Below are 12,690 nucleotides of genomic sequence, written 5' to 3'. Positions count from 1 at the left end.
TTTTTCCATGGCATGACATGCGAAGCGCGGGACGGGATGACGTCAACACATCTGGATGCCGCCATCACCTCGCTTCTGACCTTATGGGATGCCAACGTGCTGCTCACCACGCCGTGAAACGGTCTGCCAGACATTCTCGACGGTCATCAACGCGAAGTTTGCCATGCCCCTTTGGAGAAAAGGGCCACAGACGCTCCATCTATTCGTCCGTCAGCCAATACAGGGTGCTCATCTCAATGGGTACTGAACGATCACCTAGAACGGCGATCTTTCATTGTCGGCGACCGTTATACGATTGTGGACATGTCAGCATGGGGCTGGCTGGACCGGGCAGCACGGGTCATGAAAGGTAAAGACGAGCCACTTGAACGCTGGCCCAATCTTGCCCGTTTTATGGACATGATGAACGCTCGTCCAACAGTCGATCGTGCCCATGCCATCATGAACGGGCACGCGTTCAAGACCGTCGGATCAAGACGCGCGTCAGGCCATGTATCCGACCAGTTTCTCCCTGGTGTCAAAAGGAACAATCTCATGAGCGGACCCTCCGATTATACACCCCCCAAAGTCTGGACATGGACGGCACCAAGTGGCGGTAAATTTGCCAGTACGAACCGCCCGACTGCCGGCGCCACCCACGAGCAGACCCTGCCCGTTGGCCGACACCCGCTCCAGCTCTATTCCCTTGGCACACCCAATGGCGTCAAAGTCACGATCCTGCTTGAGGAACTGCTTGCTGCCGGTCATACGCAGGCCGAATATGACGCATGGCTTATTCGCATTGGCGAAGGGGACCAGTTCGGCTCCGGCTTTACGGAGATCAATCCGAATTCCAAAATTCCGGCCCTGGTCGATCATAGCGGCAATCAGCCTCTGGCCGTTTTTGAATCCGGGTCAATCCTGCTGTATCTCGCGGAAAAATTCGGTGCCTTCATTCCCAAAAATATCGTCCATCGGACAGAGTGCCTGAACTGGCTTTTCTGGCAGGTTGGCAGTGCACCTTATCTCGGCGGCGGATTTGGGCATTTCTATGCTTATGCGCCAGAGAAAATCGAATACGCAATCAATCGGTTTGCCATGGAAGCCAAGCGACAACTGGATGTCCTTGATCGGCGTCTCGCGGAAAGCCCTTTCATAGCTGGCGAAGACTATACAATTGCCGATATGGCCATTTTCCCGTGGTATGGTGGCCTGGTAGAGGGTTGGCTCTATAATGATGCTGCCACGTTCCTGAGCGTTCAGGATTATCCCCATCTCAGGGCATGGGCGGACCGACTTCTGGAACGACCTGCCGTTCAGCGTGGTCGTATGGTCAACCGGACATCCGGAGATCTCTCAAGCCAGCTTCATGAACGTCACGACGCTTCCGATTTCGAGACAAAAACGCAGGATCGTCTCGGCAGCAAGACATAGATCATCGACGTCCGGTTTCTTTCACGCACTTCCGAAACCGGACATGCCGCTTCCCCCTAATTCGACTGTCTGCTCAAGAGAACCAGAACAGACAGGCGGCAACTGCCTCATGCCAGACATGAGCATACCGATTGGAATGCCCAGAAGCGGACGTTTGCAGAGAGTTTGGCTGGCAGACATTGAGAGCCTGCACAGCGATCTCGCCTAACTCCTGATCTCTGGCATTGATCGAGGCATGAAAGACCTTCCCGGCATTATCATTCTCTTTTCGTAACAGACAAGCTTATGCTCCCCTGATCTCGAAGGCCTAGGCGAATGACGGTCATTGGGTCCTGGCTGTCCGCATGCCCACACTGTCGGGTATCGGCCGCATGCCGGGTCAGGTTCAAGTAAGGCTGTGCGCCTATGCTCGTGGGCCGAGATACGGAACCGAATACCGATAAGGATGCACGCCGCATGTTGCCACCCCGCCTTGATGGCCGTGACGCTAGCGTCGATCGGGGGGCAGCCGCGCCGCCTTCCTCTAAAGGAACTCCCGTCAGGGCAGACGCCGGGTCGGCAGATAAATTCGCCTTGATGATGAAGCAGGAGGCGCCCCTTTCTACGAGGGAGAAAATCGCGCGAACCGAACAGCAGAACCTGCACCAGACGCTGACTTCCGTCTCGGCAATGGTGCAACGGGAAACCACGAAGAGGACGCCGACGCTTTCGTTCCTCAACCCCGAATGGTCGGCGACGCAGCGCACGGCGGCGATAAACAGCGCCTTGTCCGGAAAGATGCACGACGTCGATGCTGGACAGACTTACGACAAGCTTACTCATGGGCAGATGCCACAGCATCGCGCGCAAGTTCTGAATTACTTCGGCACGATGCCGAAAATCGATCTGCAGAAACATACCGATCTCGATACGGCCGCCCCTGTCTTCGGTGCCTACACACGGGAGAAGTATGAGAATGTGACGGGTATTGCGAACAAATTTACCAAATACGACCGTACCACCAAACTGAATCGTCCAATGCAGCCTCATGAAATCGCCGACGGTGTGGCGAGCCTCAATTCTTTGAAGCAGCACTGGCACAGCATGCCCGCCTTCGAAGGAACAACTGTCCATCGCGTGGTCCACGCCGGCACCGGGGAGGACGCGCTACACGCGGGCGCGAGCTTGACCAAGCACAACCCGACCAGCACGTCGGTGGCAACCGATCTTAGTCGTCTCGGGCCGGACAAGGTCGCCGAGAAGATCAGGATCGTCAGGGACAAAGATGCGATCCTCCCGGTCGATACGCGGCCAGTCAGCACTTATACCCACGAAGGCGAGATCCTGCTGCCGCCGGGCACGCGGTTCAGCAAGATCAAGGACAGCGAGAACGGCGCGGCGGCCGAGTTCGAGGCCCACCTGCCCACACGCTTACCGCCGACTATTTCGGGACCGAAGCCCAGTCGGACGCCCTAGATGTTCAGAGCGGTTTCTGCGCGAACTGAATCGCAAGGGATTCCCAACCTGACGGTGATCTGATTCAAGATAACGGCCGAAATAGAGGCCGGCGCTGGATGTCATCACGTACGCTGTCTCTGGATCTACGTGCCGCCTGGCCGATGGTGGCGACCATGTCGCAGTCGGCACGCTGTGACGCTTTATCGCCCGGCACCAGATTACATGGAAAAAAGAAGTCCGCTCACGCCCTCATCTCGGGCATACAGGAAACTCGCGGCATTTCCTGAAAGCGGTTACCTGTCGTCGGTCATGACATTACTGCTCATCGACAAATGTTCCGACTATGAACAGCCATACAGCGCAGCCACGACCACAATATCGGGAAGAATTTTCTCAGCCTGTTACCAGTTTATGACAAATGCCCTCAAGCTGGCTGTTCGCACTCAGATAGCCTGGCCGCCGGAGACCTCGATCCGTTGTGCATTAACCCAGCGATTGTCCTCGGACAGCAGCGAGGCGATCATCGGGCCGATATCATCCGGCACTCCAGGGCGCCCAAGTGCGGTTGCTTCCGCGATGTGCCGGGCCACGTCCGGATTGTCCCGCACTACACCGCCTGAAAAATCCGTCTGGATGGCGCCGGGTGCAACTGTATTGACGGCAATACGGCGTGGGCCAAGTTCCTTTGCCATGTAACGTGTCATGACTTCCACCGCCCCTTTCATAGAGGCGTAGGCGATCCGGCCAGGGTAAGAGAAACGGGTCAGCCCGGAAGAGATGTTCACAATCCGGCCGCCATCCGCGATCAATGGCAGTAGCGCCTGCGTTAGAAAGAACGGGCCTTTCACGTGAACACGATAAGCTGCGTCGAGATCTTCCTCCGTCACCTCGCCGAACAGACCGCTATGCGACGTCCCTGCCATGTTGATGAGGTAATCGAAACGCTCAACCCCCCAGTCGCCCAACACACGTTGAATTTCATTGGCAAAGGGCGGAAAGGTATGAGTATCGCCAGTATCGAGTTGCAAGGCCACAGCGCGGGCTCCGCTGCGTTCTACGCTGGCGACAACCGCGTCAGCAGCAGCCCTGTTGGCGTGATAGGTGAAGATCGATGAAACACCGCGTCGTGCAAGCGCCTCGACCGTCGAACGCCCGAGGCCTCGGCTTCCACCTGTGACGAGGGCAATTGTTTTGACTTCAGGCATGGGACTCTCCGTTTGGTGGGAACCCCATATTGCTCATCCCATCGCCCGTTCGATAAGATCATCCTTTCCGAAAGCATTGTTTTGCATCATGGAACAATCCCATGGACAGGCTTGCCACGCTCGATCTTTTTATCCGCATTGTTGATCGCGGCAGCTTCAGTGCTGCGGCAGCCGCCTGTGGTGTTTCACGACCTGTCGCGACCGCTGCGATCAAGGCGCTGGAGAGCAGGCTTGGCACCCGATTGCTGCAACGTTCGACCCGGCACGTCCGGCCCACGGTGGAAGGAACCGCCTATTATCGGCGCTGCATCGCGATCCTGGCCGATCTCGAGGACGCGGATCGTGAAGCGGCTGGAACTGTTTCCGGCATTTTACGCGTGGACGTCGTCGGCTACCTCGCGCGCACCATCCTGCTGCCGGCGCTGCCCGAATTTTTCATGCGGCATCCCGCCCTGACCGTCCATCTCGGAGAGGGCGAACGGTTTGTCGATCTGGTCCGGGAGGGTGTGGATTGCGTCGTGCGGGCCGGCCCTCTTGCTGACAGCGACATGGTGGCCCGCCCCCTGGGGGTGATGGAAGAAATCACAGTGGCCAGTCCGGACTATCTGGCGCGGCATGGAATGCCCACGACACCGGAGGACCTTCAAGGCCATCAGATGATCGGTTTCGTATCGTCGCGCACCGGCCAGCCCCTGCCGCTGGAGTTCACGCGCGGAGACGAAGTGATCGAGATCATACTGCCGACGCAACTCCTGGTCAGTGGCGCTGAAGCCAGTGCCGCGGCCGCGCGGCAAGGCTTTGGCCTCGTGCAGGCCCCACGTTACCGCTTCATTGATGATCTTGCGACTGGCAGGTTGATTGAGGTTTTGACCGATTTTCCGCCGACACCCACACCGCTCTCGGTGCTCTATCCGAGCAACAGGCAACTTTCTCCGCGTGTACGTGTCTTCGTCGACTGGTTGGTGGAGATTATCGGCTCCGGGCTCCTTCCGAGCGCGTGAGGTCTGCCGCGAGAAGCCCGGCATCGACAAAATCAAACCTGATGTCGTCGACCACCGCTTTCCGGAAGGATCAGCCGTCTGTTGATCGGGTTAATTCTTCCCAATCCGCAATTTCCTTTTCCAGACGAGAAAGACGGTCACGCACCAGTTGCAGAGCATCGTTCCCCAAAAGGAGTTGAGGTGGAGGCGTGTCCGACGCAACCAACTGAAGCACTGCCGCGGCGAGTTTCGCCGGATTGCCCAGTTGTCTGCCGTTCTTCTCGTGTCGAGCAGCCCGGATCGGCTCGAACAGAGTATCATAGTCTCCGATCGAGCGCTCAGTCCTCACCATCGAACGCCCGGCCCAGTCTGTGCGGAATGATCCGGGGCACAGTGCGGTGACATGAACGCCGAAGGGCGCCATTTCCGTGCGCATGACCTCCGAAATGCCCTGCAAAGCGAATTTGCTACCACAGTAAGACGCCAAACCCGGCATGGTGATCAGACCACCCATTGATGTCACGTTCACAATAAACCCGCGACGACGTTCGCGAAAGTGGGGCAGGAAGGCTTTGGCGACTGCAACAGCTCCGAAGACATTCACGTCGAACTGGTGGCGCATTTCCTCTAAAGGGGATTCTTCCAGAATACCTTCATGACCATACCCGGCATTGTTGATGAGTACGTCAACCGGACCGTGATCTTCTTCTGCCTGTGCGACGATGGCGGGAATACGATCGAACTCGGTGACGTCACACAGGACCACGCAAACATCCGGCAGTTGCTCCAGTAACGACGCTCGTGCGGTTTGCGAACGGACTGTACCAATCACCCGATGACCTGCTCCAAGGGCAGCCTGTGCGATGGCCAACCCGAAGCCTGAATTGGCGCCTGTGATGAAAAAAGTCTGCTTTGTCATGGCTCTGCTCTGTTTGATTGCATTCATGCCTTGACCAATAATATTAAAATGGTGCGCCATCTATTGCGGTTCCTCTGATATTCTTGCCTGATTCTATGATCCCTCATTCCACACCCTCTGCTCTCCCTGTTCTAGCCGCCGCACTCGCACCGCGAACTGGTTACAACGCCACGCTTTTGCCCGGTATCCGCATCCTGCGTTCCGAGACCGTCCTTGAAGATGTGCCAGTCCTTTATCGCCCTGGTGCAGTCTTTGTATTGCAAGGGGCCAAACAAGGTTTCCTCAATAGCGAGGTCTACCGCTATGACGCCGACCATTACCTTGCAGTCTCGGTTCCCGTACCTTTTCGGATGGCGTCGCAGGCCAGCTCCGACCAACCTCTGCTGGCCATCTACTTTGATTTTGACCTGCATCTGGCCGCTGAAATTGTGAGAGCCCTGGAGGGACACGTTGGTCATGACGGGGGAGTGCGAGCAAAAAGCATGGTTTCAAGTCGGATGATGCCTTCCATTGCGGATGTGCTCCAGCGTCTGCTTCACGCTCTCCACCATCAGAAGGAACTTGCCATTCTTGGTCCGGGGCTACTCAGGGAATTGCATTATCGTGTCCTGATAGGTCCACAGGGGAACGCCCTGATGGCAGCGCTGCGTGGCAACGACACGACAGACAGGATCGTACACAGCCTGACACTGATCCGCGAACGTTATAATGCCAGACTGTCGGTACCAGAACTGGCTGCCGAGGCCGGTATGAGCGTTCCTTCCTATCACGCCGACTTCAAGGCCCTCACTGGAACAACTCCAATCCAATACATCAAGGCTTTGCGGCTACACGAAGCCCGGTTGATGGTTGCACGGCGTAAGAGTTCGATGGCCATGATTGCTGCCGAAGTTGGCTATGCCAGCCCCGCCCAGTTCAGTCGGGACTTCAAACGCCACTTTCATCGCACCCCAAGCGAGGAGGCTAAATGGATGCAAGAACATCTGGGAGAGCCGACACAGGCTCGGCGCCAAAATCTCGCACCCGAGATCGGCTGACTGTACACTGGCTCTTAGGCGGCGTGGACGAATTCTGGACCGGGTACCAGAATAAAAAGGACTGTTGTGGGCAATGAAAATTCCGAATTTCCAGAGCGCGCTTCATGCTCCGCTGAAATTGCGACTGGAACACGAATAGGGCTCGACCCCACCCATTCGTTCCAGCAACTCGTGGTTTTCACGCCCCAGGCCAAGAGCAGCCCTCTCCCACGCCTGAAACGCATAGCCAAAAAATATTCAAATCCTGTACCCCATCCTCCGATAGAGCCCGTTAATTACCGAAACACTGCGTCTCGCCTCGGCCAGATCCGGCGTTTCGTCCGTATTGTCGTAGCCGAACCCCATATCGTCACCCAGCCATTGGACAACGATGCCATCTCTTCGGGAAACGACATAAACATTCTCGAAACTCATGCTGCACAGCGCCTCCGGCTGGGGAATAAGCCATGCAATCTGTCCGCGCACGGGAACAATGCTGGTGTCATTCCAAAGTGCCCGCGCACCATACCCGGTACAGTTGATGAAAACCGGCTCCGGAAGAGCCGTCAGTTCCGACGGGTGATGAAGGGTCAGGACCTTGACCCTGCCGCCCCGCTCCAGAAACTGCCGCATCAGGTAATCCGAATAACTGGCCACATTGAAAATCAGATTGGGCTTTTTGTGTACTTCCGAATAGGGAAGCCGACTGTCGTCCACCCGGATCAGATCTCCCTGCGGTTCGATGTCCCGGATACGCTCGTCCAGTCTGGCAAAACCGATGGGATCGGCATGCGGAGCCGCGGGTTCACGGGAATGCAGTCCATAGAACGTATCCCATTCCACCGGATTTCCCGGCAGCCCCTGAAGGCTCTGGTAACAGGAGAACGAATACCGGGCCATGCTCTCCCAACGTTCGGCAAATTCCGGCGTAACGGCGTCTGCGCGGGCAATACGGGAGGAAGGCGTCCAGCTCCCGGACGCCCGTGACGAGCGGACGAACGGCGGCAGAGCCTCGGTATAGATCGTCACCTGCGCGCCAGCCTGTTGGGCAACGATGGCCGTCGTCAGTCCGATCGCGCCACATCCAATCACCCCGATATTGCGACTGACAGGCAATGCCCGCTCCACAGCCAGCTTCGCACTGCCCCAGGACAGCGACCAGCCGCTTCCCCCATGCCCGTAATTATGGACGACCGTCTTGTGTCCCACATGATCGACCTCCAGACGTGGCCCGGCAGCCCTGAACGGACGCAGACAAACCGTAATCCGGTCGATCCTGTCCGTCCGCGCCCGGATCACCGGAATGGAACGGACGTCAGCATCCAGATCAGGGTTGAAAAGAGGTCTGGTCGCGCAGGCGGAGAGGCTGGAAAGGCCGACAACGGACGCGCCTCCTGCCATGACATGCCGACGGGAAAGAAGAGGCATCGTAAAACCTTCCGGCTGGGACAGGGAGTTCATGAGGCAATGAGCATCAGGGAAGCCGGATGGAAATGGAATTCTCAAAAAACCCGCAAAGCATAGCCTCAGGTTATGGGCTTTGCTGAAGAATGCTCCCAGCCACATCTCCTTTTGCAAAAGAAACGTAAAAAGGGTTTCATTCATCCGGAAGGTTCCGGATGCCCCATCTGGTGGCGCCGCGAAACATTCAGAAACCCCGCCTTCAGAACAAGGACCGCCAATGCGCCTGCGCCAGATCGAAGTTTTTTATGCGATCATGACGACGGGTTCGCTGCGACGTGCCGCGGAACTGCTGCATGTCTCACAACCGGCCGCCAGCAAGGTCCTGCGCTACGCCGAGCAGTCGCTGGGATTTGCCCTGTTCGAGCGGGCGGGAGGACGGCTTGTTCCGACGCGGGAAGCCCGCATCATGCTGCCGCATGTCAACGCCATTTTTGAAAAACTGTCCGATCTCAAGCGCCTGACCGACAATCTGCGCTATGCGCGCGACGGACACTCGATCAGTATCGGATGCGTCCCAAGTCTGGGTCTGAGTCTGGTACCGCGCGTGGTGCAGCGTTACCGCAAGGATCACCCCGGCATGGAACTGACGATTGATGCCATGCACGGCACCGAAATCGTCTCACGCATCATGAACCATGACCTCGATCTCGGGATCGTCTTCGGCGACTACACATTCGAAGGGATGACGGCGCTGCATCTTGCGGACATCCCGCTGATGATGATCGACGGCGAGGACGGCGAAGGCCCCGTCAGCGTCACCGACATCAATCCCGAGCGCTATATCGGCTTGAGCGAAAACGATCCCACGGCCCGCATGCTCGACATGCTGCTCGAAGAAGCCGGCGTCCCGGCCAAAACCCATGTGCGGGTCCGGACCCATTTCATGGCCGCCGAACTCGTGCGCCTCGGGGGAGGATGCGCCATCGTGGATGCCGTAACGGCCCTGCACCATCCGGGACTGGCACCCCCCCGCCCCCTCTCTCCGCCCCTGAGCGTCAGCTGTACCGTCCTGTTCCGGGCCGATCATGCCCTGTCACATATTTCGCAGGACATCCTCGCCCTGCTCCGCAGCGAACTGGACGTCGATCTGCGCGCCCTGAAAAAATGACGGACGCCGCTTAACCCGGAGTTAAGGGCACCCCGCATCTTAAGGCAGGACAGGCGCAGCATTTCATGCTCTGAATCGGGCATCTTTCGTCACGGCTTCCGCCTGGTCGGGAGCCGGAAAACCGCACCCAGAGCCGTCCATGATCCAGCCTCTCCGACAGTCCCTCATGCGCGCCATCCCGGTAGCGCTCCTTCTTTGCACGGCATACGCCACCCACGCCGCAACACTACCGGCGGGATTGACCGAGCAGGTCATCACCAACACGGTGGAACGCGCCCGCTCGGCCTTTAACGTGCCTGGAATTGCAGTGGCCGTGGTGCAGGACGGCGAAGTCGTGTTCAGCCGCGGCTATGGACGACGCACCCAGGACAGCGCGAGCGCACCGGTCGACAGCCGCACGATGTTTGCCATCGGCTCCAACACCAAGGAATTCACTGCAACCGCACTGGCGCAACTGGTGGATCAGGGCAGACTGGGATGGAATGACCGCGTGATCGACCATATGCCGGAATTCCGCGTGGCCGACCCCGCCATCACGCGGGACTTCCGCGTCTCGGACCTGCTGACGCATCACAGCGGCATGGGACAGGGCGCAGGAGACCTGATGCTGTTTTCACACAGCACCTTCACCCGCCCGGAAATTCTGGCGGGCCTGCCCTTCATGCCCTTCACGGCCCCTTTTCGCAGCACATACGCCTACAACAATCTTCTGTACGTCGTGGCCGGCGCTCTCGTGGAACGCATGACGGGCCAGAGCTGGGAAGAGGTCGTCCAGAAGCAGTTGATTGATGCCGCGGACCTTCCCGCCTGTCAGAGCACACCGCCCGTCAAAGGGCAGACGAACGTGGCCATCGGCGAAGGCGAAAGCAGCATCCTGCCGGACCGCAGCGCCCTGCGCCTGCCCGGCGTGGCCCCGGCAGGCGGCATCTGGTGCAGCGCCGATGGCGTGACGCGCTGGGCCCAGACCTACCTCAATGGCGGCCGCGCCCCGAACGGCCGGCAGGTCTTCAGTCAGGCCAGCCGCGATGCGCTCTGGGCACCACACGGACTGCTGCCGCTGCCCGACACGGCAGAAGCCACACAGACCCATTTCCGCGCCTATGGTTACGGCTGGTTCATGGAGGATTTCTTCGGCCTCAAACGCGTCTGGCACACGGGCACCATCAGCGGCATGGTCAGCTATGTGACGTTCCTGCCAGAACGGAAATCAGCCATTATCGTTCTGACCAACCATTACAGTCATGCGGCCCCTTTCGCCATCGCGACGGAACTCAGCGCCTATGTGGCGAACGGCAAAAGTGCCGACTGGGTCACGTATTTCCAGAACGCACAAAATGCCAAAGAGGCGGCCGACAGGAAAAAAGCCGCCGAAACCGGCCCCGGCTCGCCCGCCCGGCCTTTCATCACCCTCTCGCATGAGGCGCAGCAGGATTATGTCGGAACCTATCGCGACGACTGGCGCGGCCCGATCACGATCAGCCGCCGGGGAAAGGATCTGCGGATGTCTTTCAGCCATGCTGATGGCCTGACCGGAACGCTCTCCGCCCTGCCACATGACCTGTTCACTGTCCGCTGGGATGACCGTGCGCAGGACGCTGACGACGATTCCTATGTCCAGTTCGAACGCGACCTGTCCGGTCAGGTGAGCGGTCTGAAAATGCAGGTCATCGGCTCCGATTTCAGCTTTGATGCTCAGGATCTTCACCCGAAAAAAATTCATCCCTCTCCGGAAGCGCCCAAACCCTGACTGCCTGTTCCCATTGCAAAACAACGCCTTAACCGCAGGTTATGGGAGGATGGCCTCTTTGCATTGGCCCGACCGGTTTGGGAAATGTAGGTTTTGGTCATGATAACGGCGCAGGAGACCGCAGCATCTCCCCGCGCCCAGCCTCTGGACGCTCAGGATTTTTATGGCCGGCAAACGGACCATCACCATCATCGGCGGAGGCGTTATCGGCCTGACAGCCGCCTACGCCCTCGTCCGGGAAGGACATGACGTCACCCTGATCGAACGCCGCGAGGACGTCGGGCAGGAAGCCAGCTTCGCGAATGGCGGTCAGCTCAGCTACCGCTATGTCAGCCCGCTGGCCGATGCCGGGATCGCGCGGGACGCCCTAGGCTGGCTTTTCCGCTCCAACTCCCCGATTTCCCTGCGACTGAAAGCCGATCCGTCCCAGTGGCGGTGGCTGCTCGCGTTCCTGTGCGCCTGCAACCGGCAGACAAACCGTCGCAATGCCGCAGTCCTGCTTGATCTGGCCCTCAGCGGACAGGCGGAACTTCAGACCTATCGCGAGGAAGGCTTACGGGACTTCCTGTGGCGGCGTCCGGGCAAGCTCGTCCTGTACCGCAACGCCGCCACCTTCCGCAAAGCCGCGAAATCCGTCAGCGATCCGGAACGCCAGCGCGCGCTCTCCCCTTCCGAATGCACCGATATCGAACCGGCCTTCGCAGGTCTGCGCGGACAGATTGCAGGCGGCATTTTCTCGCCTGAAGACGAAGTCGGAGACTGCTTCCTGTTCTGCGAAGCCCTGCGCGAAGCCCTCGCGGCGGCGCCGAACTTCCGTCTCATCCACGGCAACGCCGCGCTCACGGCCGGTTCGAAAAACCGCTGCGCCGTCCTGCTTGATGGCAAGCCATTCGAGACCGATCTCGTCGTTCTCGCAGCCGGGATCGCCTCCCGCAAACTGGCCCGCCCCTTAGGGATCGACCTGCCGCTTTACGGCCTGAAAGGCTACAGCCTGAGCACACGCCCGCGCCCCGGCCTCGTCCCTTCGGTCAGCGTAACGGATTACGATAACCGCGTGGTCTATGCCGGGCTAGGCGACCGTCTGCGGGTTGCCGCGATGGTCGATATCGGCGCGCAGGACACACATCTGAACCCCAAACGCCTCCGCGAACTCCGCACGCTCGTGAACGAAACGCTTCCGGGCGCGCTGGGCCAAGGCACAGGGGGTCAGGGCGACGATACGCCCTGGGCCGGACTGCGCCCCGCCACCCCCACCGGCGTTCCGATCATCGGCCGCACACGGTATGACAATCTTCTGCTCAATGTCGGGCAGGGCGCCCTTGGCTTCACACTTTCGGTCGGCTCGGCCCTGAGACTGAAAGAGATCGTGGCCGGGTGCAATTCCCGCGCCATCAGTTGAAA

General features: G+C 59.0%; 10 protein-coding genes and 1 pseudogene. 8 read left to right on the top strand and 3 right to left on the bottom strand.

What is annotated here, in order from left to right:
* Positions 1-303 precede the first annotated feature (303 nt).
* From HK22_RS15275 to HK22_RS02955, 3 genes and pseudogenes are all read left to right on the top strand, one after another.
* A pseudogene (locus tag HK22_RS15275) lies at positions 304-363 on the top strand (hypothetical protein); the annotation flags it as partial.
* A gap of 171 nt (positions 364-534) precedes the next feature.
* Positions 535-1,413, top strand: coding sequence for a glutathione-dependent disulfide-bond oxidoreductase (yghU, locus tag HK22_RS02960; protein WP_062027614.1), 879 nt, complete (start codon positions 535-537; stop codon positions 1,411-1,413).
* 456 nt (positions 1,414-1,869) lie between these two features.
* Positions 1,870-2,868 carry a hypothetical protein gene (locus HK22_RS02955; RefSeq protein ID WP_062109141.1) on the top strand — a complete coding sequence of 333 codons (999 nt, stop codon included), beginning with the start codon at positions 1,870-1,872 and terminating at the stop codon, positions 2,866-2,868.
* Positions 2,869-3,293: 425 nt separating this feature from the next.
* Here the strand turns inward: HK22_RS02955 and HK22_RS02950 are convergent, their stop codons facing one another.
* Positions 3,294-4,055: an SDR family NAD(P)-dependent oxidoreductase gene (locus HK22_RS02950; protein WP_086648269.1), complete on the bottom strand. Its 762-nt coding sequence runs from the start codon at positions 4,053-4,055 to the stop codon at positions 3,294-3,296.
* A gap of 101 nt (positions 4,056-4,156) precedes the next feature.
* Between HK22_RS02950 and HK22_RS02945 the strand changes: the two genes are divergently transcribed.
* Entirely contained in the window at positions 4,157-5,056 is a 900-nt protein-coding gene (locus HK22_RS02945; RefSeq protein WP_086648268.1) for a LysR family transcriptional regulator, read from the top strand.
* Between the two features lie 70 nt (positions 5,057-5,126).
* Here HK22_RS02945 and HK22_RS02940 read toward each other — a convergent pair whose 3' ends face one another.
* On the bottom strand, positions 5,127-6,014 hold the full coding sequence (locus HK22_RS02940; protein WP_233142351.1) for an oxidoreductase: 888 nt from the start codon (positions 6,012-6,014) through the stop codon (positions 5,127-5,129).
* Positions 6,015-6,049: 35 nt separating this feature from the next.
* On the opposite strand from HK22_RS02940, the gene HK22_RS02935 reads away from it, so the two are divergent.
* Positions 6,050-6,991 carry an AraC family transcriptional regulator gene (locus tag HK22_RS02935; RefSeq protein WP_086648267.1) on the top strand — a complete coding sequence of 314 codons (942 nt, stop codon included), beginning with the start codon at positions 6,050-6,052 and terminating at the stop codon, positions 6,989-6,991.
* A gap of 237 nt (positions 6,992-7,228) precedes the next feature.
* Here the strand turns inward: HK22_RS02935 and HK22_RS02930 are convergent, their stop codons facing one another.
* Positions 7,229-8,398, bottom strand: a complete 1,170-nt coding sequence (locus tag HK22_RS02930) for an FAD-dependent oxidoreductase (protein WP_086648295.1) — start codon at positions 8,396-8,398, stop codon at positions 7,229-7,231.
* A gap of 253 nt (positions 8,399-8,651) precedes the next feature.
* Here HK22_RS02930 and HK22_RS02925 point away from each other — a divergent pair, with 253 nt between their 5' ends.
* The 3 genes from HK22_RS02925 to HK22_RS02915 all read left to right on the top strand — a co-directional run bounded on the left by HK22_RS02925 (position 8,652) and on the right by HK22_RS02915 (position 12,688).
* Positions 8,652-9,542, top strand: a complete 891-nt coding sequence (locus tag HK22_RS02925; RefSeq protein ID WP_086648266.1) for a LysR family transcriptional regulator — start codon at positions 8,652-8,654, stop codon at positions 9,540-9,542.
* A gap of 139 nt (positions 9,543-9,681) precedes the next feature.
* Positions 9,682-11,289 (top strand): serine hydrolase, encoded by a 1,608-nt coding sequence (locus HK22_RS02920; protein ID WP_086648265.1) that lies wholly within the window; start codon positions 9,682-9,684, stop codon positions 11,287-11,289.
* Positions 11,290-11,452: 163 nt separating this feature from the next.
* A complete protein-coding gene (locus HK22_RS02915; protein WP_086648264.1) occupies positions 11,453-12,688 on the top strand; it encodes an FAD-dependent oxidoreductase in 1,236 nt (411 codons plus the stop codon).
* Positions 12,689-12,690: the final 2 nt, after the last annotated feature.

This window comes from Gluconobacter sp. DsW_056 (assembly GCF_002153595.1).
Taxonomy (GTDB): domain Bacteria; phylum Pseudomonadota; class Alphaproteobacteria; order Acetobacterales; family Acetobacteraceae; genus Gluconobacter; species Gluconobacter albidus.
Note: the sequence above shows the minus strand (reverse complement) of the source record. Positions and strands in the feature narration are given on the sequence as shown.